Below are 23,639 nucleotides of genomic sequence, written 5' to 3'. Positions count from 1 at the left end.
GTATACTTTTAAACATTAAAGTATCTTGCTTGAGGATGGGCAAATACGATAGCTGATACACTTGCCTCAGGTTGCATCATAAACCCATCTGTTAGTTCAACACCAATTTGTTCTGGCTTTAATAATTTAAATAGCTTTTCTTGGTCTTCTAAATTTGGACAGGCAGGATAGCCAAATGAGAATCGTTGCCCTTGGTATTTCGCTGCAAAACGATCACGCATTGTGAAATCAGTTGCATCTGGGAAGCCCCATGCGTCACGAATTTCTTGGTGAATTCGTTCTGCAAAACCTTCCGCTAATTCAAGTGCAGTTGCCTGTAATGCATGGCTTTCTAAAAACTTCCCATCATTTTTATATTGTTCCGCTTTTGTCTTCACACCATGACCAGCCGTCACAACCATTAATGCTACATAATCCATTTCACCGCTATCAACAGATTTTAAGAAATCTGCTAAACATAAAAACGGCGCTTCTTGTTGTCGTGGGAAGTGGAATCTTTCAATCTCCGTTTTTGAATCTTCTGGATCATAAATGATTACGTCATCCCCGTCAGCTTGTGCTGGGAAGAATCTGTACATTCCAGCAGGATTCAAAATATTCGACTCTAGGAAACCAGTAACTAATTCATGCAGTTCTGTTGCACGTTGATCGCCTTCTGACAGAAGTTTTTCCACACTTCCTTTTAACCCTAAATGATGTCCAATTAAAGTTCTCATATTTACATAAGGATGTAAGTGGGATACTGAATATTGTTTGTGAACATGACTTCTCAAATCCTTTGGTACGTAAACAGATGCATCTTCAACAGTTCTTACAGCTCTTTCAGCTACATCTTTTTTCGGACGTGCTGCTCGTTTTTCATCTGCTAACAAGCGTTTTTCGCGTGACTCATTTAATTCTTGAATTAATAGTTCACGCTCATTCGGATCCATTAGTCGGTTCGCTTGCTCTAATCCTTGCATTGCATCTTTGGAATAAATGACTGGTCCATCATACTCTGCTGCAATTTTTGTTTCTGTAAAACGCTTTGATAATGCCGCACCACCAACTAAAATTGGTACATCGATATCCGCAGCTTTAAAATCTTGAGCTGTTAGCACCATTTGTTGAGCTGATTTAACCAGTAGACCAGATAACCCTACAAAATCCGGCTTTTCTTTTCGAATTGCTTCGATTAATTGAGCAGGTGTTACTTTGATCCCTAGGTCAACAACTTTAAATCCATTATTACTTAAAATAATGTCAACTAAGTTTTTCCCGATATCATGTACGTCACCTTTAACGGTTGCAAGTACAATTTTCCCCTTACCAGCACTATCATCTGATACTTCCATGTACTGTTCAAGATGAGCAACAGCTGCTTTCATTACTCCTGCACTTTGCAATACTTCAGCAACAATTAATTGATTGTCATTAAATAGTCGACCTACTTCTGACATACCATCCATCAATGGACCATTAATAATATCTAAAGGAGTATCAAAGATTTTTCGTGCTTCCTCTAAATCAGGAATCAACCCTTCTTTAGTTCCTTCCACAATGTAGTAAGCTAGACGTTCTTCTACCGTGTCAGGGATATTAGCCACTTTCTTTTCTTTTTTCATATCACGATAAAAATCAGTAAACTTCGCAAGTGTTTCATCGTTGGTATTAAAAATCAAATCATTAGCTAATTGGATTTCTTCTTCAGGAATTGAAGCATAACGTTCTAACTTCTCAGTATTTACAATGGCATAGTCTAAACCAGCCTGAGTACAATGATATAAATATACAGCATTTAAGACTTCACGCCCTACTGGAGGTAGTCCAAATGAAACATTACTAACACCAAGAACAGTTAATGTTTTTGGGAACTTTTGTTTAATTAATCGAATTCCTTCAATTGTTTCCTCAGCCGCACCGATATATTGTTCATCCCCTGTTCCAACTGGGAAAACAAGTGGATCGAAAATAATATCTTCTGGTGCTAATCCCCATTTTTCTGTCAGCAGTTTATAAGAACGCTCTGCAACTTCTAATTTCTTTTCTCGTGTTACGCCCATTCCTTGTTCATCGATTGTTCCAACTACAACAGAAGCCCCATATTTTTTCACAATCGGCATAACTGCCTCAAAACGTTCTTCTCCATCTTCTAGATTAATAGAGTTGATGACAGCTTTCCCTTGTGAATATTTTAATGCTTCTTCTATTACACGTTCATCCGTTGAATCAATAACAAGAGGAACCTTTACTTTTTTAACAACCTCTTGCATAAAGTTCCGCATATCTTCTAGTTCATCACGGTCTGGATTTGCTAAACAAATATCTATAACATGTGCACCATTTTTCACTTGTGCTCTTGCTATTTCTGCCGCTTCCTCAAACTTTCCATCGATAATTAACTGTTTAAATTTACGCGAACCAATTACATTAGTTCGTTCCCCAATAAATAGTGGGCGCATTGAATCATCATAAACTAATGGATCAATACCGGAAACGACATGACCATGTGTAGCCTGTGGACGTGGTCTTGGTGCATGGTCTTTCACAGCTTCACGGATTGCTTGGATGTGGTCTGGAGTTGTTCCACAACAACCACCAACAATATTTAACCAACCCTTTTCGGCAAAACCTTTTAATTTTTTTGATAATGATTCTGGCGATTCATGATAGTGCCCTTCTTCATCTGGTAATCCAGCATTTGGATAACAACTAATAAAACTTGTTGAAAGCTCAGATAAAGAACGAATATGATCCGTCATAAACTCTGGGCCGGTTGCACAGTTTAACCCGATTGAAATCGGTTGAATATGTTCAATTGAAATATAGAAAGCTTCAATTGTTTGTCCAGCAAGTGTTGTCCCCATCGGTTCAATGGTAGCAGAAATCATTACAGGTAGTTTTTTGCCTGTTTCATTAAAGGCACGGTTCACCCCAAGTGATGCTGCCTTTACGTTCAACATATCTTGGCTTGTTTCTAATAATAGAAGGTCTGCTCCCCCTTCAATAAGTGCTTTTGCTTGGACATAGAAGTTTTCTGATAGTTCATCGAATGTAATACCACCAGTTACAGATAGTGTTTTCGTTGTTGGTCCAATAGCCCCTGCAACAAAGCGTGGCCAATCACTCGTAGAATAATCTTTCGCAGCAGCAATGGCTAACTCAACTGCTGTTTTATTAATTTCTTCTGCTTTTGATCCTAAACCATATTCGTTTAATACAAGTGGCGTTCCACCAAATGTATTCGTACAAATAATATCTGCACCTGCCTCTAAATATTGACGGTGTATTTTAGAAATTACATCAGGACGAGTTAAAACTAAATTTTCATTACAGCCTTCCAGTTCTTCTCCACCGAAGTCGCGAGCACTTAAATCTTCTCTTTGAAGCATTGTCCCCATTGCACCATCGATAACTAGTATTCTCTTTTGCAATTGTTGTTCTATCGAATGGTTATACATTTACATTTACTCCTTTATTCTGCTCATCAAGTAACTTGATATATTGCATTAATTGAACTGTCATATCGTAACGTAAAAACGGTGTAATTAAGTAAATACCGTTAAAGTGTTGAGCTGCTGTATCAAGTAGCTCTTTAGCAATGGCCACTCCTTCTTCAGCTTCACGTGCTTTATCACCTTCACAAGCCTTCATTCTTTCTAACACTTCATCAGAAAGCTTGATACCTGGAACTTCATGGTGTAAAAACTCAGCGCTTCTAAAGCTTGTTAACGGCATAATTCCAATATAAATTGGTGCTGATAAGTGTTTTGTAGCTTCTGCAATCTCTTTAATTTTTTCCTTTGAATAAACCGGTTGGGAGATAAAGTAATCTGCCCCATGTTCGATTTTCTTTTCAAGACGACTTACCGCTCTGTCTAGCACTCGAACATTCGGGTTAAAAGCACCTGCAACAGAGAAGTTTGCCTTTTTACGCAATGTTTTTCCTGAGAATGAAATTCCCTCATTTAATTGTTTTATTAATGAAATTAATTCCATCGATGAAACATCATATACGCTAGTCGCACCAGGGAAATCCCCCACTTTTGTTGGGTCTCCTGTTACAGCTAAAATATCATGTAGCTCTAAAGCATTAAGCCCCATTAAATGTGATTGCAAGCCAATTAAATTTCGATCACGGCATGTAATATGTGGCATTGTCCGGATACCATATTGCAATTTTAAAATCGAACCCATTGCAATATTACTAATGCGTGGAGATGCTAATGAGTTATCCGCCATCATAATTATATCGGCACCCTCGTCGTAAAGAGTTTTTGCTCCTTCGACAAATGCAGCAATTTCTAAATGACGTGGAGTATCAAGTTCAACGATGATTGAACGTTCGCGTTTTACCTTTTCATGAAGTGGTTCTAAATTTCTAGGCTCGGGTTCACGAATTTGAATTGCTTCTTGTAGTTTTGCCTCTTTTTTCTCAACTGGCTGTAATTTTGAAAGGCGATTTTTTACTTCCTTAATATGTTTAGGAGTCGTGCCACAACAGCCACCAATTAAACGCACACCTTGATCTCGCAACTCAACAGCTGCACGTGCAAAATAATCAACCTCAGATTCATAAATAACGCGACCCTCTTCAATATCTAATAGGGATGCATTTGGATATGCAGACATAAATGAGTTTTCTGGAAGTTCCACTCCTTCAAACGCTTGAATTGTATGGTAAGGACCTAGTCTACAGTTCACCCCTACAACATCTGCACCTAATCTCTCTAATTCTTGTAATGCTGCATTTAGAGACAATCCATTTTGCAATACACCAGGCTCATGCATAGAGACTTGGGCAACAATCGGCATATCCGTTAATGTTCGTATCATTTTAATTGTTTCAGTTAGCTCTTCGAAGTCATAGTACGTTTCAAGAAGTAATCCATCTAATTCTCCTTCAATTAAAAGTTCTACTTGCTCCCTAATAGCAATTAATATCTCATCAAGTGTAAGATCAGTTTTTCGTACACCTCGTATACCACCAATAGAGCCAAGAATAAATTGTCCACCTTGTGATACTGCCTCTTTAGCTAATTGAATTGCTGCTTTATTAAACTGGGCGACACGTGATTCATGTCCGTAGCGGGCAAGCTTGATGGCATTCGCCCCATATGTATTTGTCTGAATGATATCTGCTCCAGCATCAATATACTCTTTATGAATTTTTTTAATGATTTCTGGTTTACTAACATTCATTTCTTCATGACAATAATCAAGACCATATGAATATAACAGTGTCCCCATGGCTCCATCGGCTGTTAATACTTTTGTCTTTAATGATTCTAGTAGCCCCATTTAATTCTTCCTCTCTATTGGCTCTTCTAATTTACTCTATTTTCAGTCTATTTCACTAATATAAAAAGCCTTCTTTTGATAGAAGGCTTAGCATTTGCATACAGATTCCCTTCTCATCTTTAGGCCTACGCCTACTGGATTTAGCACCTTACATACTAGTTGGTTGCTGAAGCTTCATCGGGCCAGTCCCTCAACTTCTCTTGATAAGAATTTTTAAAATATTTTTTTTATTATGTTGAATCATATCTTGAAAAGGGGCTTTAGTCAACACTATTAAAAGATTTTACTTCATAGATTTTCATTATTTACAAGGTTTATTATTTGATTTGCCGTATTTTTTCCATTTTCAATGCAAGCACCGATTCCAACCCCAAAATAAGAGCATCCAGCAAGTATTAAGCCAGGATACTTATTATTCATTTGATTTAATACCACCTGTAAAGCTTCTTTATGCGCGAGGTCATACTTTGGCATAGCATTAATCCATTTCGTTACATTGAATATTTCTGGCTGTTCATCAATGTTTAAGCTTAATTTAACATCTTGAATTGCAACGCTCTTTAACTCATCATTACTCATTTCAGCTAGCTCTTCATACTTTGGATTAATACTTTTATAAAATAATCGTACGAGTAGATTACCGTTTGCCGAAGTATGCTTCCATTTACGGCTTGTCCACGTAGAGGCATTACATACTAAATCACTATTTTTAGATACGATAAAACCAGTACCGTCAGCTGGAAGTACTTCATCTGGTACATTAAACCCTAAATACATAGTAATAGCTGAAGCATTTGTAAACTTCTCTAATTGCTTTTCAAGATTTTGATCTTTTAACAGCTTGCGTACAACATTGTTTGGTACAGCTAGAACAACGACATCTGCTTGTATTTTTTTGCCATTGTCAAAAGTCACATCGTAATATTCTCCATTTTTCGTTACGTTTGTTGTTTCTGTATTTTTATAAAACTCAACTTCAGGCAATAGCTCTTCAAGTCGGTCAATTAAAGAGGATAATCCTTTTCGGAATGAAATAAATTTTTTATTGGCTGTTTTTTCAAATTGCTCGCGATTTGCTTCAAATCCTTTCATAATGCTTCCATATTTATCTTTATAATCAACTAAATAAGGGAGCGTTGAAGCAAGAGATAAATCATAAAGGTTACCTGAATAAACTCCAGAAAGAACAGGGGTAATTTGCTTTTCAACAATTTCTTTACCTAAAAAGTATTCCAAAAACTCACCAATTGAGCTTTCTTTTGTAAATTTTGTATTTGGTATTTCAGAATCTTGTAGTACTCGTCTTTTTGCTTCATCCGAAATTAATGTACTTGCGTTTAATGAGGCTAAACTCATTGGAATTCCAAAAGTTGAACCTGCAGGAATTGCATGTAATTCGTTATTTGTATGAATGTAAGAAATACCCGTTTCGTTATATACCAATTCTGATTCAAAATCCAGTTCCTTTACAAGGTTAAGTACACCTGGGTGACGTGCAACTATTGAATCCGCCCCCGTCTCCATAATGAATCCATTTTCATGTGTACTATGAATTTTTCCACCTAAATAAGCATTCTTTTCGACTAATACAAGACGTAAAGGCACATCTTCTTTCATGTGTCTTTTTAAGTAATGCATCGTACATAAACCTGTAATGCCTCCGCCAACTACGACAACTGTTTTCATATGGACAACTCCTATCAATGCCATTTAACTAAATATAGAGGATCATTTATATTCTTAGTATAATCCTTTTCATTCTATATGAACTGTACGGTCTTTTACAAAATTCGCAAATAATACTTTCACTTAATTTAAACGTTTACATAAGAAGGTTACAATATTTTAATTTCCTAAACAAAACAAAAAGACAAACCCCTGTAGAGTTTGCCTTTAATCCAATATTCATAAAAATGGTATGGTATTAAAAACTTAATCTAAGCCGTTCATTTGTCGCATTGCTGCGTTACGCCATCTAGCAGCTTCTTTTTTATTCTTTTCTATATCAATTCCATTTTCATAAATATATGCAATATTTAATTTAGCCTGATAGTCACCTAGAAGTGCTGCTTGTTTATAATAATGTAGTGCTTTTTTTCCGTTTCGAGGAACTCCAAGTCCACTCTCATATAAAAAACCTAAATTATAAATGGAATCTACATGATGTCCTTTTGCCGCTTTTTCAAAATAGTTGATTGCTTTTCTAATGTCTTTCTGCTGACCTAAAAACCCTTCTAAGTAAATCGTACCTAGTCTAAATAACGCATCACCATAGTCACCTTCAGCAGACTGTTTATAATATTCATAGGCTTTTTCTTCATCTATTTCAGTACCAATTCCTTGTTCATACATTATTCCCAAGGTAAACATCGCTTCCACTACATGTTTGTCAGCAGCGATTGTGAACCATTTTAATGCTTCTTCTTCGTTTACATCGACACTTTCACCATTTAAATACATGTCAGCTAAATTATTCGCTGCATCCGCATGACCCTGTTCAGCTGCGGATTTATAAAGTTGAAATGCTTTTGCCTCGTCTTCCTCAACTCCAAGTCCTTCTATTAAGCAATTGGCAAGTTCATATTGCGCCGTACAATTGCCTAAATCCACACCCTTTTTCAACCAGTAAACAGATTGTTCATAATGCTCTACTTTTCTGTAAATACTAGCAATATGGATGATTGCTTCTTGTTGTTCTTGAAGTGCAAGCTGATAAAATCTTACCCCTTTAAGAATTTCCTCTTCATTAAATACATGTGAATGCTCTCGCAGTAATTGTTCAAATTTTTCATGATCTTTTACCAATCACATCTACACCTTTTTTAATTTATTTTAACTCCGACTATTGTTTTTTAAAGTATTCTACCAAGTAATTTTTAAACTGATTTGCCGCTGGAGAAATGTATCGTCCCCCTACCCAAGAGACACCTATTTTACGTTCACATATTGGTTCACTCACTCGTATTTTACAAACATTATATTCATTAATCCCTTTAATATTTGGAATAAGGGAAACACCAAGTCCAGCTCCAACGAAGCCAGCAACTGTATGCATTTCTTCTCCAGCGAAAGTAGTATTTGTCGTCACGCCTGATTGTTTTAATAATTCATCGACAATTTTACGCAATGCATTTCCTCTTTTAATAGAAATAAACGGTTCATCTTTTATTTCCTCTAGACGAATCGATTCACGATTTGCAAAGCGATGTGTTTTAGGCACAATGACAAACAACTCTTCACTCCAGAGTTCAATCCATTGGATATCCACAACTTTTGACTGAAGTTTTTGTGCTAAACATAAATCAATTGTTCCTTCTTCTAACCCTTTCGATAAATTGTAAGATGTGGCTTGAGTTAAAGAAAATTTCATATTAGGGTATTTGTTTGGAACATGAGCCATCAATTCGGGTACCACTTCCATTCCAAGTGTATGAATAAAGCCAAATGCTACATCACCAAAACCTGGCATGACAAGCCCTACTATTTCTTCTTTTGCTTTCTCATATTCATTTAAAATAATATTTACACTTTCTAAAAAAAGCTTACCATAACGATTTAAACTAATTGAGCGGCCTTGTCGGTCAAAAAGAGGAACTCCAATTTCTTGTTCTATATTTGAAACTGACTTACTTAAAGCCGGTTGTGAAATATTCAGTGTTTCTGCTGCTTGTGTCATATGTTGCATCTCTGCAACAATTTTAAAATACTCAAGTTGTTGAATTTCCATTTACTTACCTCTCTTTTTCAATTGATAACCTTTTGGAATGGAAATGATAGAAATAATAAATTGTACTTATTTATCTTTATCACTATAATAAGCTTAAACCTTAAGACTTCATATCAAAATTTAAATAAAATTACAACGGTTTTCAAAAAACATTCTTAATTTTGTCACTAAAATAAAAAGGGGTTCATTAACAATGAAAATCATTCCTCCAAAACCATTTACAATCGAAAAGGGTAACCGTGCTGTATTATTGCTCCATGGGTTTACTGGAAATACAAACGATGTAAAGCGTTTAGGTCGATATTTATCAGAGCGTAATTATACAGTACACGCTCCATTATATAAGGGTCATGGCGGCGATCCGAAAACTTTAATTTCAACTAATCCAATTGAATGGTGGAATAGCGTTTTAGAGGGTTATGATGAGCTTCGTAAACTTGGCTATGATGAAATTGCTGTTGCTGGAGTTTCTCTTGGAGGAATTTTCTCTTTAAAACTTGGAGAAGAGCGTCCAATTAAAGCAATCGTTGCAATGTCTGCACCCGCTTTAGCAAAAAGTGTTGATAGTCTACAGGACCGTATCGTAGATTATACAATTAAATACAAAAAATTATCTGGTACTTTTGATGAGCAAAATGACAGTCCATCAACAATTGCAGATAGTGTGCGCATGCCAGCACTTCAATATTTGCAAGGTATGATTAATGATACTAGTGCAAAATTAAATCAACTTGAAACACCAGTTCACATTTTACGTGGATTACGTGATGATGATTATTACTGTAAAAGTGCCGATTTAATATATAACGCTGTAAATTCACGTATTAAGTCTGTAAAAAGTTTCATTAACTCTGGTCATATTTTAACTCTTGACCAAGAAAAGGAACTTGTTTTCGAAGAAGTATATCGTTTCTTTGAAGGACTTCAGTGGAAAGAATAAACAATACACCTTGGCGTAATTGTGCATTCATAACAGAGCTCTATAAATGAATGCAGATAAATTTAATAAATGAAGTATGAAACAACTTTAAGTTGGTCATATTATTAGTGTATCCCCTAGCAAATTTTGTAGCAAAGGCAATAGCCAGTAGCTGCATATTCCCCAATTTGCTATAAAATATGTCCTTGTGACATTACATCCCTTTTAAACAAGCTACGGTTAAGATCCCCGTCTTAATTTGTAGCTTGTTTTTTTATGCCAACGAATAAAGGAGAATTACGTAGTAAATTTCCCGTAAACTCCACCACCACCTACTTTAATCGCTAGTTCCCCTCTCCTTGCCAAATCAAGTGTATGGGCAATCTTCTCTGGTACTACTTGTTCCAATTGTTCAACTGAAGTTGCATGTAGTATGTTCATTTCAGTACCAAATGCATTTAATAATCGCTCAATCGTTTTAGGTCCAACTCCCGGGATAAAGTCTAAGGGTACCTGGTGAATATACGGTGGTCGTTTTCTTGTTGGTTCATTTAAATTCGAAAGCTCTTCAATACGTAAAGACACACCTTTTACAAGATGCTTTCCCCCACAATTTGGGCATTCGGTCAATTGCCCAACTACTTGTTCACCACAGTCGGGACAAGCAGTTTGGTGGTACTTACCTAAAAGCGGATTTAACCCAAAATTAGTTTCAATTCCTCTTCCTTCTTTTTCGTGTAATGCTAATTGAAGCTCTTTAAAGTTTGCATCAGCAAGAACCATTTTTTGATACTCTCTTGCTAACTTTCCTAACGAATGGGCATCTGAATTTGTCACAAAAGTATATTGTTCCAGTTCCCCAATCCTTTTTACCATATTCGTATCAGAACTTAGGCCAAGCTCAATCCCATCAATTAAATCAGGGTTAAATACTTCAGTTAAACTTCTTTTCACTCCCTTACCATACAAACTTTTAAACGGAGTAAACACATGGGCCGGAATAAAGAGTCCACCTAGTTCGTATACTTTATTTTGTAACACAACACCTTCACAATAAATTCTTTGTGAACTTAATTGTATATTTTTCAAATGAGAACTCATCCAACTTGAAAATTGCTTCATTAATGAAATCGTCGGAAAGTAAGCAAGCACATGAATAGGTCCATGACAATTCTCATCGTAAATTTCAATTTCCGAACCAGGAATAAGCGTCGTATTTTGGTAACGTAACCCTCCATCCGGTAGTTCTCTTATTTGTTCATCATTAATTAACTGCTCAATTTCAACAATCACTTCCGGTGAGTGGCAATCAATAATGCCTATAATGTCCAAACCTTTTTTACTACTAGCCGTTTCTAAAATGTTTTTCAGCGTAAGATTTCGACTACCTGTAATCTTTACTGGTTTTCCACTTTCTGTTCTTCCAATGTGAATATGTAAATCAACAAAATAATGCTGCAACAACAATGATGTTCACTTCCTTTATTATTTACATTACCTGTTTAGGATGAGCTGAAACTTCAAAAAAAAATCGTAGATATTCACCTTTAAATTAATAATAGTTTAACTATTGAAGGTGTCGGCCTATGGATGAATTTAATACGCCGATAGATGCTATCCCAAGACACAAAACTTACAATAAAATTAGAACAGTTTGTCCAACGCTTAAAATTCAAGATGCAAATAAAAATAAATAAGCCTATCAAAAGTTTCATCTCTTGATAGGCTTTTCTTATACTATAATGCTGCAACAAACACTAATACCCAAGCGATTAAGAATAATAATCCACCAATTGGCGTAATCGCACCTAATTTTTTTACTCCTGTTATAGAGAGGACATATAAGCTTCCAGAGAAAAAAATGACCCCTGTAAACATTAAATACCCTGCCCATGCTAATAAATTAGACGCTCCTAATAGTTGGTCCATCGACAAAATCGAAATAATTAACATTCCTATTGCATGATACATCTGATATTGAACTGCTGTATTCCAAATTTGTTCATATCGGGGTTCAGGGAATTTTTCTTTTAATGCATGTGCACCAAAAGCTCCTAATACCACACCTGAAAACGCTAAAAATGCCCCAATTAACAATATGACATTCATAATATAACGCTCCTTCTATGTATTTACATTTCCTACTATATAGTTCAATAAAAGGAGTTGCAACTTATACTTGTACTTTTTGCCGCTCCATTAAAGAAACATAAAAGCTGTAGAATAAGGAGCAATGATCCTTTTCTACAGCTTTTTATTAGCCCTTAAAGTTATATTCCTTTACTTCTCCATTCGTAAATCGGACTTCAAGGTCAAATTCAGTAAAGTTTTCATCTAAATCAAATGCTGAAATTACTTGACTTCTAATTTCTTCAGGGTCAGAATTTGCATCAAATGTTAGTAATTCTAAATACTTTTCGATTTTATTCATTGCATCATCGCCTGTTAAATGTTCTCCATTTATTTCATCATCGTATTCTGCAGACATTCCTTTTTCATTATTTGCAAACTCAACGTCATATGATTTGTCATTGGCATACTCAACATCTAAATCAAAGTGAGTGAAGTTAGAGGGTGTATCAACATTGGCCCCTGCATTTTGATCTGTTGCTCCATTTGATTCATCTTTTAGAGTTTGGCCTTCGGTTTGAGTATCAATACCCTTATCATCCTCCGTACCATCAGTTTGCTCATTTTCCTTATTATCAATGGTTACCTGATCACCTTCATTTGGATTACATCCATATAGTAAACCAATTAATAAGGATACACTAAAAATTCCCTTTAGGTACTTTTTCATCTTTTACACTCCTTCAACAACTTGTTAATTACTATTATTTTCTCAATGTTGAGGAATAATTCATTTTAAACAAGGAGTATTAATATTTGTATATAGATTAGATAAAAGCAAAATGAAGGTATCTATAATTTAAATGTTCTGTGAGTTCTACTCCAATATGTATAACTTTCTATAATACCAGCTTACTTAATTCACTTATTGTAAAGTCCGTATCTCTTTCTAAATGTTTTACCATCAATTCACTTGCTAGTGCTTCATTTCGATCCTTAATGGCCATATAAATAGCTTCATGCTCATCTATTATTTGAGGCCGTTTATAAAAATCAATTGATAAACTAACTAAATAAAAGACAGTACGAACTCTAAGTAATGTCTCCGTTATTACTGGGTTTTGACACTCATTGGTAATTAGATCATGGAAACGTTGATTTGCAATATATATACTCTCACCCTGTGCTTGGCGAGCTTTTTCAATTGTCTTCTTTAATTCATTTAATGTTTCATTTGACATATTTCTTGCTGCCTTTTTAGCAGTATAGCTTTCTAATAAAACACGCATTTCATACAAATATAGTAAATCTTGTTTGGTCGGTTTATATATACGCTTATTCTTTATCAAACCTTCTTGCTCTAACCTTCTAACAGCTTCTCGAATCGGCGTACGACTAACACCTATTTCCTCAGCAAGACGTTCTTCAACTAATTTTATACCACCCTTATAAGAACCATCCAATATTCGATTACGAATATATTCATATGCATAATTATGTGCATTTTTCGCTTCTAAAGTCATATGTTCACCTCAACAGTTGTATAACATTTACCGCATTTAACATTATCATTAAACCTTAATAATTTTAACACTTAAGTTAGTAAATTTACTTTTCTCTTATTATTCAAATATCTTGTAGAAATTGCACAAATTTTTTAAACACTATACTTCACCGCGTTGAATCACTAAAATTCTTATTGCTTCGACAATTCTATCACTATATAATGACACTACAAAATAAACGTATGAAAGAGGTACCTGATAATGAAAGACTTCTTCAGTAAACTTTTAAACGGTATGAGCATTGCAATTGTAGTTGCACTTATTCCAAATGCATTACTAGGTGAAATACTAAAACTAATCATTCCATCTGTGCCTGCATTGCAACATTTATTAGATGCTACCGTAATTGTTATGAGTATGTTACCAATTTTAGCAGGTGTATTAATTGCAATGCAGTTTAAATTAACACAAATTCAAACAGCAAGTGTTGGGATTGCAGCAATGGTAGGTAGTGGGGTTATAAACAAAACTGCTGAAGGAATTTTTACAATTGGTGGAATAGGTGTTGTTATTAATACTGGCATTACTGCTGCATTAGCAGTCATCTTTGTTCAATTAGTTGGAGAAAAATTAAGAGAGTATTCTATTTTAGTTATTCCAATGTTAACGGTATTAATTCCAGGGATGATTGGTTTTATGATTTTACCTTATGTGAAAACAGGTGCAGGATTAATTGGTAATGGCGTTGCTTACTTAACAAACTTACAACCAATTCTGATGGGTGCATTAATAGCAGTTGTATTTGGAATTATTATTCTCTCGCCGATTTCTACCGTTGGAGTTGCAACAGTTATTATGTTATCAGGTATCGGATCTGGTGCGGCAAACTTAGGTATCGTTGCTGTGGGTATGGGATTATGTTTCGCTAGTTATAAAGCAAATTCTCTAGGCACTGCTCTAGCGCATGTTTTAGGATCACCTAAAATTCAGATGCGTAATTTCTTTATGAAACCCAAAATTGCACTCCCAATGTTAATTACGGCTGCAATACTTGGTGGACTAGCAGGTGCGTTAAATATACAAGGGACTCCATACAGTGCTGGGTTTGGCTTATCCGGTTTAGTTGGACCGCTTAACTTCATTAACTTAGCTGACGGTGGATGGTCAGCAAAAAATATATCCATTATGTTAGGTATGTTCTTGATATTCCCTTTAATTTTGAATCTATTCTTTATCTACTTATTTAAAAATAGACTTAAAGTGATTAAAGACGAAGATTATAAATTGGAGTTTGAATAATTAAATAAACGACTCGTAAATTAACTTTTACGAGTCGTTTCACTCTATATTAATAAAACAATCGACTATTGTTAGTGAACTTTATAAATATAATTTACATTTTTAACAGTAACTCTTCCTATCCGTATAACTTCTGCTCCTCAACTACACTTTTTCGTCAATTCAGTTTACATAAAGCTATTTCTTTTATTTATAAGAATAGTCAACCATATTGACAAAAAATTAAAACTTCCCCTCTTGTTTCACAAGATGAAACAGATTCCTTTGTTATAAAATTGAAATAAAAAATACCAATATCTTTCATTTAAATTTTATTTTTTATAAATTAACCAAAAACAGTGTAAAGATTTATTCTAATAAAACTCTTTTGTTTCAGTATTCAGTTAAAAAAGCAGACTCCTAAATCATAGGAATCTGCTTTAATTTTTTTATGCTTCTTTCTTTTCTTTCGTTTTACGTTTCCGTGTCGTTGTTTTCTTTTTAGGTGTAGCTGTTTTATCAAGCGACGCTTGCAGTGCAGCCATTAAATCTGTCATGTCCGAAGGTATTACAGGATCCTTTTCGGTTGCGGTTACAGTTGCCTCGCCATTTTTCTTTTGTTCAATTAATTCTAATAATGCTGTACGGTAATCGTCAGTATACTTTTCTGGATTAAATTCAGTCGTTAGTTGGTCAATTAATAAAAGAGCAGTATCTAATTCCTGCTGCACTAACTTTTCATCACTAGGAATATTTGGGACCTCACTGTGACTTCGAACTTCATCAGGAAAATGTATGGTCTCCATTAGCAATGTATCCTTATAAACACGAACTATGGCTAATTGTTCTTTAGAACGGATTGTGATTTTCGCAACACCAATTTTACCTGAATCACTAAGAGCTTTTCTTAATAGGGCATAGGCTTTTCCTCCACCACTATCAGGTGCCAAAAAGTAACTTCTTTCAAAGTAAATAGGATCAATTTCCTCTAGTTTTACGAATTCAATAATTTCAACGGCTTTATCTTCATTCTCTTTTTTTAGTTTTTCTAACTCCTCATCATCTAACACCACAAATTTATTCTTACTGTATTCATAAGCTTTCACAATTTCCTCATTCTTTACTTCTTTATCGCAGACAGGACAAGTTTTTTCATAATTGATTGGACTATGACATTCTTTATGCAATTGTCTAAGCTTGATATCTTTATTTTCCGTCGCTGTATGGAGTTTAACAGGTATATTAACAAGGCCAAAACTAATACTACCTTTCCAAACTGTATGCATATCATCACCCGCTTTTTTCTTATTATGTAACAACCATATCGTTCTATGTATAACTAAAAAATTTACTCAAAAAATAAGAAAAGCAAAAGAGCGCCGTTTAGCTTCGCAATGTCACAATACGTTATTGATGGCATTCCCAACAACTCTGTAAAAAAAGAGGTTTAAATTATGAAACCGATGTTACTGACTCCTGCTGAAACTGTTCCAGTAGGAAATGATTGGATTTACGAAACAAAGTATGATGGTTTTCGATGTTTGTTAGTTTGGGAAAAGGAAATTCCTAAATTAATTAGTCGTAACGAAAAAGAACTTACTCCATACTTTCCTGAAATTATTGAATCTTGTTCCGAAATCTATGAGGACATAAAACCTTTCCTTCCTATAATGCTTGATAGTGAAATGGTTTATTTATCAAATGATTTTAAAAGCGAGTTTTCTATTGTTCAAACACGGGGTAGAACGAAAACAAAGCAAAATGTAAAAGTATCAAGTGAAAAGTATCCATGCAATTTAGTTGTTTTTGATCTCCTTCAATTAAATGGAAAAGACTTAACTCAAACCCCCTTGGTAAAAAGAAAGGAAAAGCTTCATCAACTATTTGAGCAAATCAACCTCCCCACAACAATTGATGGTGCAAGAAAAGGGCAAATTCAAACTATAGATGTTTTTGAAGACGAACAAAAAATTTGGAACCTCGTTTACAAAAACCACGGAGAGGGCGTCATTGCAAAAAGAAAATCAAGTATATGGGAAAGTGGCACTCGCTCAGGTCAATGGTTAAAAGTTAAAAACTGGCGATTTATATCCGTTATTTTGACTAGTTATGACCAGGTGAATGGCTATTTTAACGGAGCTGTTTATTTAAATAAGGATTTAGTAGAAATTACAATATTCCGTCATGGGCTATCAGAAGAGGAGCTAACCACTTTAGTATCCTTTTTTCAAACAAAGGGGAACCAAGAAACCAAGAATATTTGGACTATACCGCCTTCAATCTGCGTGGATATAGCTTGTATTGATTTTGATGGAAAAAAACTTCGTGAGCCGCGCTTCCATCAATTTAGGTTTGATTTGTCGCCAAGTGATGTCACTTGGAAAAGTATGATCAAACAGCTCCATCCTTTGCCCGAAAGCATACAAATAACTCATCCGGATAAACCTATTTTCCCAGCCATAGATATTAATAAAGATGATTATTTGCTTTATTTACAGGAAATTGCTCCTCAATTTCTACCCTTTTTAAAAAATCGTTTATTAACAAATATTCGTTTTCCCCATGGAGTTCCTGGAGAAAGTTTTTATCAGAAAAATGCACCAGACTATACACCTGATTTTGTTTTAACTAAACAGGAGGAAGATATTCATTATATTGTTTGCAACGACATCGAGACGTTACTTTGGTTAGGAAATCAGCTAGCTATTGAATTTCATATTCCTTTCCAAACAATTGATACAAACTGCCCTACAGAAATTGTAATGGACCTCGATCCTCCATCTGTTGAGGAATTTTCGTTAGCTGTCGAGGCTGCCATCAGAATGAAGGCCATTTTTGATAGTTTCAAATTAAAGTCTTTTGTGAAAACTTCGGGAGGAAAAGGACTACAAATCTATATACCTTTACCTAAAAACAGGTTTACGTATGATGATACGCGGATCTTTACAGAATTTATTTGTAAGTTTATAATTCAGCAGGAACCACAGTGGTTTACGATTGAACGTCTAAAGAAAAATAGAAATAATAAGCTCTATTTGGATTATATTCAACATGCAGAAGGCAAAACAATCATCTCTCCCTATTCCCCACGAGGTAATGAAAATGGGCTGATTGCAACACCGTTATATTGGGATGAAGTAAATGACAAATTAACACCACGCCAATTTCCAATTCCGGCCGTATTAGAAAGAATAAAAAACAAAGGTGATCCATTTAAGGACTACTTTGATGTGGGTGAACAACAAAATTTTGAACCTGTTCTTACTAAATTAAAAGAATTGATAAAATAGACTAACAAGTAAAAAACATACTAACTTTAGGACTGACAAAATTACTCGCCATCCAAGTTAGTATGTTTTTATCGTACAATCGATTTTTCAACCATCGTTTGTTTGTTTCTAAAATATTGATAACACAATGCGATTACCATAACTAAATCTATGAGGTCACCACCGTAATACATAGTCATCCCGCCTTGCTGTGCATCATTTATCTTTATACCTGCAGGTGGATGAGCGTAAATCCATTTTGACAGAATACCGTGTCCAGCCATAGCTAGTACTAAAACAGTTGCTCGCATTGTAAACGACGTGCGATGTGCTGTCGGGTCAATGTATAACAACGAAATTGTAAAAAGATACCCAGCTAAAAAAACATGTATGTGAATGAGCAAATAAAGCAACTTGGAATCATGCATCGCTGAGTACAGATCCGTTGTATAGAGCAACCATAACCCACCCATGTTTAATAAAGATGCAGTTATTGGATGACTAACCGTTCGTACATAGGTAGACTTTAAAAACTTACTTACAAGTCTTGCATAGTTAGTCGGCAGCGTTCTTAAAAGAAGTGTTGTCGGTGCAGCAAATGCAATAAATAAAGGTCCTAACATACCAAGTAATAAGTGTGTATACATATGAGCATTAAAGTTAGTATGTGCCCTATCTGCGATTGGACCGATTAGTGAAACTGCAATAGAAAGTAACCCTAAAATCCAACATAGAATTCGATAGAGAGGCCAAGTCTTATATGATTGATTTGTATAATAAACCGAAATCAGATAGACAAATATTAATAATAAGAAAGGGACAATCCCTCCGATTAATTCAACTACCTGAATTTCAGCAGCAGAATGCTCATGTAAGTGCATTGTCCTCACCAGCCTTACGGGAGGAATTACTTGGATTTTTCTTTAAAATATATAGTCCAATAACTAAAATAAGGGCTGCTATTACATTCCATACAACATCATAATAGATTATTTCAACATCGTATCGTATCTGATGAATTCTCATCATTTTATGTTGAATAATTCCATCATATAAATTAAATATCCCTGCCCCTACTAGTTCCGCACCAAACCATCTTTTTTTATTCCAAGCATTCCGTTTACGAAGATCCGCAACCAAAAATAATGCAAATACAGTAGCAAACCAACTAAAGGCATGAAATAACCCATCCGAAACAAGACCAATTGAAGGGGTGGATAAATCATAAAAATGATGCCAATGTAGAAGCTGATGAAAAACTACTTCATCTATGAAAGCAACCGTCCCTAATCCAAATAAAATACCCGACCAAAAATTTTTTGAGGCATCGTTTTTCATTTTCAATCACCTAATTTAATTTTAATACTAAACATCATTTCCAATTGACATAAAAGCTATAAGTGACATTAGATTAAATAAAAGAAGGTCACCCTATTTAAGGTGACCTCGTCTAATTAATGGTGATGATCATGATGATGATGTGTTTCATTTTCATGTTTACAAAGTACTGAATTTTCATGAGCGTGATCTTGGCTTTCTATTTGTACAGTCATATGGCCGATTCCCAAATGTAGTAGTTTATGTTCAATCGACTTTAATAACTGTTGACTTTCCTGTAGTGATAGATTTTCATTTACTACTGCATGACAAGATAAAGCGTTTTGACCACTAGTAATACTCCAAACATGCAAATCGTGAATATCTAGAATTCCAGGAGTAGTTTTGAACATATTGACGATTTCATCAAGCTTAATATGTTGAGGCGTTCCCTCCATTAAAACGTGGATCGAGTCTTTTGTAACTCTGTAACCGCTAACTAAAATGAGGATTGATACGATTACACTAGCAACTGGGTCTGCCCACCCCCATCCAAATAACATGACGAGTAATGCAGCAACAATCGCTCCAACTGAACCAAGCATATCCCCTATTACATGTAAGAACGCTGCACGCATATTTAGATTTTCCTTTGTATCGCCACCGCGCAAAAGAATCCAAGCAACAAGGATGTTCACAAGCAAACCAATAATCGCTATTACTAGCATCCCTGTGGAAGCAATTTCTTGTGGTTCGGCAAAGCGTTGCACCGCTTCAAAGCATATAAATACTGCGATTAAAACAAGTGTTACACCATTAAAAACAGCTGCTAATATTTCAAAGCGCTTATACCCATATGTTTTACTATAATCGGCTACTTTTTCGCCAAATTTAAAAGCTAATACTCCAACGCCAAGTGAAATCGCATCACTTAACATGTGCCCAGCATCAGATAAAAGCGCCAGACTATTTGTTATAAATCCACCTATGACTTCAAGAATCATAAACGCAGAAATAATAATAAAAGCAATCAGCAAAGTCTTTTTATTTACCCCATGTGTATGGTTATGACTATGTCCATGGTGATGATCGTGCCCCATTTTATCCCCTACTTTCATATATCAATATATGTTCATATAAGAATATTTGTGATGCATTAATGCACAATTAACTATGGCTAGAATGGTCAATTGTTAACTTCAACATATTCATTACGTGATCGTCATCGTAAGAATAGTATAACGTCGTGCCCTCTCTTCGATATTTAACTAAACGTAAATTTTTTAAAAACCTAAGTTGGTGAGAAACAGTTGATTGGCCGAGGTTTAATGAATCCGCAATTTCATTCACCGAATACTCCCTACTAAAAAGTAAGTTTAATATTCGAATGCGAGTTGGGTCACTTAACGCTTTAAATGTTTGTGACACAAGAAATAGTGTCTCTTCATCTAATTCTACATACTCATCCTGTTCTTTCTTTTCAGAGTTCATGTTAGTCCCCCCCTATTGTTATATATATAGTTTATTCAATATATGATTAAATGTTCATATATTAATATTAACATGTAAATTTAATTAATAAAACCCATCCGACAAAGCTTTACAGTTCGGGTATTGCATAACAATTACTGTTGAATTCTTTTTATTAAAAAAACTATAAGAAAGCCCAATAAATTTTTTGAGCTTACTTATAGTTTGTAGTTTGAATCAATAATATGTGATGTTTTAACAATTAGTAATGTCTATACATTAAAGAGCCATTTTCATAAGCTGCATGAGCTAGCAAAATAGTTGAAGCAGCTAATTCCGCATATGTTACATCACGATTCGGACTAAATTGATTGCTTTCAGCCTTTATTAAACCTAGAGAATTCGCTAATGCTACGTAACCGATATATTCTTTTTGGACACTGTTTGCATCTGAAAAATTCAGTTTATAAATGTCATGGAATTTACCAGCTTGCTCTAGCCCTAATACTCTAATATACCAAGAAGCTAACTCTTGTCTTGTAATTTTTGCATCCGGGTTAAAGCTATGTTCAGAAGGATTTAGCACCCCTAAACTTACTGCACGTTCTACAATCGAGTATAGTGGATGTTCTGGCGAAATATTTTCGAATGATTGAGTACTATTTTCTGGCTCTGTTATTGGCTGTTCATAAAAGTATGTTAATGATGTCATGAGTACCTTTAATGCCTCCCCTTTTTTCATTGGGGCATCTGCATTAAATGTTTTTACATCTTTTACTTCTAAGATATCAGCGTTAATTAAATAATTCAGTTCATCTTGAGCCCATGGATGTGATATGACATCCTTAATTACCTCATCTGTATACGGGCTATACCATTTCCCTGTAATTGCATCTAAACTATTATATACACTTCCATTATAATAAGGAGTATAAACTAATGAATAATAATTTTGTTTTACGTTTGGTAAATGTACATAATTCAACTTCAAACTAAGTGCATCCTTAATAATAGTTTCCGCCTGTTTTTCAGCAATTACTTTGTCTAAAGATGGCCATTCACCGATTTCTTGATAGTTTACATATAAATTCATTAGCGTTCCATCTTTGCCTATTGAAACACTAATTTCATCTCCTGATACAACAATATTATTCACTACTCGAGGGAAAGAAAAATAGTAAACTCCTTGGTTTTCATCAATATACGGTTCATTAATTGGCTTAGCATAATTGTGAGTATAGGATGGTACCCATTGTTTCACATAGCTAATAGCCTTTGTCAACGCTTCAGCTTGTGTAATTTCCTTTGTATTTTTTGGTACTTCCCCAACTTCTTTTAATATTTCATTTTTTATATTGTGATATTGAATTATTTCTCCAGTATTTTTGTCGATTTCAATATTCGTACCATATCCACCATTTTTATATTCATACATATAGTTAATACTAATCACTTGTTGACCATTGAAATTTTCAAGTTCTTCAATCGATTGAATTACTAATTTTACTTTCTCAGAGTCAATTTTCAAAGTCTGTTCAGCGATTTTTTTTGCTTGTTCGATCGTAACTCCATCTTGTTTTGGAGGAAGTGGATTCGATGCAAGCTTTTCGATTTTAGCTTTTGCTGGATACGTAGAAGTAAAGCCATTTGTTGTTTGCCAGTCACCTGTTAAGGCTTGTACACCTTGTACTTTTGCCATTGGCTTATATATTAGTTGAACTGTACGGTCATTCGTTGCGTAATCATATTCAATTTGGTACTGTAACTCTACTTCAAGATTGTCTTTCACATTCTTCAACACATCTTTTTCTGCTTTTATCTTTTTAATGTCATCGAATGAATAAGATTTCTTTTCTACTATATTGCGATAAAAATTAATTACTTCTCCGTTACCTAAAACAGTTACTTCAATTCTTTCATCAGAAATAGGTACATCGTTTTTCGTTAAAACATATGAAAACGTATATCGAACTGGCTCCGTTAAAATCTTACTAGAGTAATAATTAATTACATCTTCTTCCAATTGGTATTTTTCACCTTCTGGGAATTTTTTGATCAGTTCTGTTGCTTTTTTTTGGGCTTCTTCTTTAGATACTTTTGCTGGGAATAGTGCATCTGCCTGGTTAGGTGGCTCATAATAAAAATTCTCTAACTCTAAATCTTTTCCTACAAAACTAGCATAACCATGTACCATTTTCCCACTGACAGTTTTATTAAAGCTTAAGTCATAACGAATTGTTTCATTTTCGGGATAATAAACACTGCTATTTAATGTAAAATCTTTGTTAGATAAAAAATCAAACTTTTTAGGGAAAAGCTCTTTAAGTTTTTTGATTAACTGATCTTTTGATACAACACTATTTGTATCCGCTACTTGAATTTGCAATTTTTCTGGTTGTCCATTATTTTGAATACTTTCATAACCTACAGAAGCCTGCGTGACGGAAGAAAATAATCCAATCGATAAGGCTGCAGAAGTCAATACAATGCCTAATTTCTTTCGCTTTTTCAAATGATCACTCCTAAGTTAGATATTCTACTAGTTAATAGTGGAAATACTAACAAGATTTTTGGTTTATGAAGTTTATAAATCTAAGTCGCCATATATATTCTATGCTTCTTAAATTTCAGTTAATCCAAAAATCATAGATTAAAATTTTACTTAGAAAGACGAAAGAACAGAATCGCTGACGCGTTAGGATCTTTTTATATTAAAAGATTATTGTAGAAAGAGCGGCTTTAAAGACGCTCCTAACTAAAAAAACCACTAACTTCTAGTTGGAAGTTAGTGGTCAATCCGCTAT

The 23,639-nt window shown here is 34.6% G+C and carries 18 protein-coding genes and 1 riboswitch; of the genes, 3 read left to right on the top strand and 15 right to left on the bottom strand.

The window, feature by feature from the left end; translation table 11 throughout:
- Positions 1-8: 8 nt before the first annotated feature.
- The 5 genes from metH to JOD29_RS16190 all read right to left on the bottom strand — a co-directional run bounded on the left by metH (position 9) and on the right by JOD29_RS16190 (position 9,007).
- On the bottom strand, positions 9-3,440 hold the full coding sequence (metH, locus tag JOD29_RS16210) for a methionine synthase (RefSeq protein ID WP_124766505.1): 3,432 nt from the start codon (positions 3,438-3,440) through the stop codon (positions 9-11).
- The gene (locus JOD29_RS16205) at positions 3,433-5,280 is read right to left on the bottom strand and encodes a bifunctional homocysteine S-methyltransferase/methylenetetrahydrofolate reductase (protein WP_124766504.1); all 1,848 of its coding nucleotides are present in this window, start codon (positions 5,278-5,280) and stop codon (positions 3,433-3,435) included. The genes metH and JOD29_RS16205 overlap by 8 nt, the downstream gene beginning before the upstream one ends.
- A 110-nt stretch (positions 5,281-5,390) precedes the next feature.
- Positions 5,391-5,490: riboswitch (SAM riboswitch) on the bottom strand.
- A gap of 78 nt (positions 5,491-5,568) precedes the next feature.
- A complete protein-coding gene (hemG, locus tag JOD29_RS16200; RefSeq protein WP_124766503.1) occupies positions 5,569-6,966 on the bottom strand; it encodes a protoporphyrinogen oxidase in 1,398 nt (465 codons plus the stop codon).
- A 246-nt stretch (positions 6,967-7,212) separates the two neighbouring features.
- The gene (locus JOD29_RS16195; protein WP_124766502.1) at positions 7,213-8,085 is read right to left on the bottom strand and encodes a tetratricopeptide repeat protein; all 873 of its coding nucleotides are present in this window, start codon (positions 8,083-8,085) and stop codon (positions 7,213-7,215) included.
- Positions 8,086-8,122: 37 nt separating this feature from the next.
- Positions 8,123-9,007 (bottom strand): LysR family transcriptional regulator, encoded by an 885-nt coding sequence (locus JOD29_RS16190; RefSeq protein ID WP_124766501.1) that lies wholly within the window; start codon positions 9,005-9,007, stop codon positions 8,123-8,125.
- Positions 9,008-9,200: 193 nt separating this feature from the next.
- Here JOD29_RS16190 and JOD29_RS16185 point away from each other — a divergent pair, with 193 nt between their 5' ends.
- A complete protein-coding gene (locus tag JOD29_RS16185; protein ID WP_124766500.1) occupies positions 9,201-9,947 on the top strand; it encodes an alpha/beta hydrolase in 747 nt (248 codons plus the stop codon).
- 276 nt (positions 9,948-10,223) lie between these two features.
- Here the strand turns inward: JOD29_RS16185 and JOD29_RS16180 are convergent, their stop codons facing one another.
- The 4 genes from JOD29_RS16180 to JOD29_RS16165 all read right to left on the bottom strand — a co-directional run bounded on the left by JOD29_RS16180 (position 10,224) and on the right by JOD29_RS16165 (position 13,519).
- Entirely contained in the window at positions 10,224-11,387 is a 1,164-nt protein-coding gene (locus JOD29_RS16180) for an endonuclease Q family protein (protein WP_124766521.1), read from the bottom strand.
- Between the two features lie 276 nt (positions 11,388-11,663).
- Positions 11,664-12,035, bottom strand: coding sequence for a DUF423 domain-containing protein (locus JOD29_RS16175; protein ID WP_124766499.1), 372 nt, complete (start codon positions 12,033-12,035; stop codon positions 11,664-11,666).
- A gap of 148 nt (positions 12,036-12,183) precedes the next feature.
- The gene (locus tag JOD29_RS16170) at positions 12,184-12,726 is read right to left on the bottom strand and encodes a YusW family protein (RefSeq protein WP_124766498.1); all 543 of its coding nucleotides are present in this window, start codon (positions 12,724-12,726) and stop codon (positions 12,184-12,186) included.
- Positions 12,727-12,895: 169 nt separating this feature from the next.
- Positions 12,896-13,519, bottom strand: a complete 624-nt coding sequence (locus JOD29_RS16165; RefSeq protein ID WP_124766497.1) for a GntR family transcriptional regulator — start codon at positions 13,517-13,519, stop codon at positions 12,896-12,898.
- 243 nt (positions 13,520-13,762) lie between these two features.
- Between JOD29_RS16165 and JOD29_RS16160 the strand changes: the two genes are divergently transcribed.
- Positions 13,763-14,800, top strand: a complete 1,038-nt coding sequence (locus JOD29_RS16160; protein WP_124766496.1) for a PTS sugar transporter subunit IIC — start codon at positions 13,763-13,765, stop codon at positions 14,798-14,800.
- 428 nt (positions 14,801-15,228) lie between these two features.
- Here the strand turns inward: JOD29_RS16160 and ku are convergent, their stop codons facing one another.
- Positions 15,229-16,065, bottom strand: coding sequence for a non-homologous end joining protein Ku (gene ku, locus JOD29_RS16155; protein WP_124766495.1), 837 nt, complete (start codon positions 16,063-16,065; stop codon positions 15,229-15,231).
- Between the two features lie 168 nt (positions 16,066-16,233).
- On the opposite strand from ku, the gene JOD29_RS16150 reads away from it, so the two are divergent.
- Complete coding sequence (locus JOD29_RS16150) at positions 16,234-18,069, top strand: DNA ligase D (RefSeq protein WP_124766494.1); 1,836 nt, start codon at positions 16,234-16,236, stop codon at positions 18,067-18,069.
- Between the two features lie 68 nt (positions 18,070-18,137).
- Here JOD29_RS16150 and JOD29_RS16145 read toward each other — a convergent pair whose 3' ends face one another.
- From JOD29_RS16145 to JOD29_RS16125, 5 genes are all read right to left on the bottom strand, one after another.
- Positions 18,138-18,938: a cytochrome c oxidase assembly protein gene (locus tag JOD29_RS16145; protein ID WP_420844560.1), complete on the bottom strand. Its 801-nt coding sequence runs from the start codon at positions 18,936-18,938 to the stop codon at positions 18,138-18,140.
- A complete protein-coding gene (locus JOD29_RS16140; protein WP_124766492.1) occupies positions 18,916-19,386 on the bottom strand; it encodes a DUF2243 domain-containing protein in 471 nt (156 codons plus the stop codon). Before JOD29_RS16140 ends, JOD29_RS16145 begins: the two co-directional genes overlap by 23 nt.
- A 116-nt stretch (positions 19,387-19,502) precedes the next feature.
- Positions 19,503-20,465 carry a cation diffusion facilitator family transporter gene (locus tag JOD29_RS16135; protein WP_124766491.1) on the bottom strand — a complete coding sequence of 321 codons (963 nt, stop codon included), beginning with the start codon at positions 20,463-20,465 and terminating at the stop codon, positions 19,503-19,505.
- 67 nt (positions 20,466-20,532) lie between these two features.
- Positions 20,533-20,856 (bottom strand): ArsR/SmtB family transcription factor, encoded by a 324-nt coding sequence (locus JOD29_RS16130; protein WP_124766490.1) that lies wholly within the window; start codon positions 20,854-20,856, stop codon positions 20,533-20,535.
- Between the two features lie 241 nt (positions 20,857-21,097).
- Positions 21,098-23,347, bottom strand: a complete 2,250-nt coding sequence (locus JOD29_RS16125) for an S-layer homology domain-containing protein (protein WP_124766489.1) — start codon at positions 23,345-23,347, stop codon at positions 21,098-21,100.
- Between the last annotated feature and the right edge of the window lie 292 nt (positions 23,348-23,639).

It is taken from the genome of Lysinibacillus composti (genome assembly GCF_016908465.1).
GTDB classification, from domain to species: Bacteria; Bacillota; Bacilli; order Bacillales_A; family Planococcaceae; genus Ureibacillus; species Ureibacillus composti_A.
Note: the sequence above shows the minus strand (reverse complement) of the source record. Positions and strands in the feature narration are given on the sequence as shown.

Coding starts and splice junctions, on each gene's coding strand:
- metH (WP_124766505.1), bottom strand. CDS start 3,440: ATGTATAACCATTCGATAGAACAACAATTGCAAAAGAGAATACTAGTT.
- JOD29_RS16205 (WP_124766504.1), bottom strand. CDS start 5,280: ATGGGGCTACTAGAATCATTAAAGACAAAAGTATTAACAGCCGATGGA.
- hemG (WP_124766503.1), bottom strand. CDS start 6,966: ATGAAAACAGTTGTCGTAGTTGGCGGAGGCATTACAGGTTTATGTACG.
- JOD29_RS16190 (WP_124766501.1), bottom strand. CDS start 9,007: ATGGAAATTCAACAACTTGAGTATTTTAAAATTGTTGCAGAGATGCAA.
- JOD29_RS16185 (WP_124766500.1), top strand. CDS start 9,201: ATGAAAATCATTCCTCCAAAACCATTTACAATCGAAAAGGGTAACCGT.
- JOD29_RS16175 (WP_124766499.1), bottom strand. CDS start 12,035: ATGAATGTCATATTGTTAATTGGGGCATTTTTAGCGTTTTCAGGTGTG.
- JOD29_RS16170 (WP_124766498.1), bottom strand. CDS start 12,726: ATGAAAAAGTACCTAAAGGGAATTTTTAGTGTATCCTTATTAATTGGT.
- JOD29_RS16165 (WP_124766497.1), bottom strand. CDS start 13,519: ATGACTTTAGAAGCGAAAAATGCACATAATTATGCATATGAATATATT.
- JOD29_RS16160 (WP_124766496.1), top strand. CDS start 13,763: ATGAAAGACTTCTTCAGTAAACTTTTAAACGGTATGAGCATTGCAATT.
- ku (WP_124766495.1), bottom strand. CDS start 16,065: ATGCATACAGTTTGGAAAGGTAGTATTAGTTTTGGCCTTGTTAATATA.
- JOD29_RS16150 (WP_124766494.1), top strand. CDS start 16,234: ATGAAACCGATGTTACTGACTCCTGCTGAAACTGTTCCAGTAGGAAAT.
- JOD29_RS16140 (WP_124766492.1), bottom strand. CDS start 19,386: ATGAAAAACGATGCCTCAAAAAATTTTTGGTCGGGTATTTTATTTGGA.
- JOD29_RS16135 (WP_124766491.1), bottom strand. CDS start 20,465: ATGGGGCACGATCATCACCATGGACATAGTCATAACCATACACATGGG.
- JOD29_RS16130 (WP_124766490.1), bottom strand. CDS start 20,856: ATGAACTCTGAAAAGAAAGAACAGGATGAGTATGTAGAATTAGATGAA.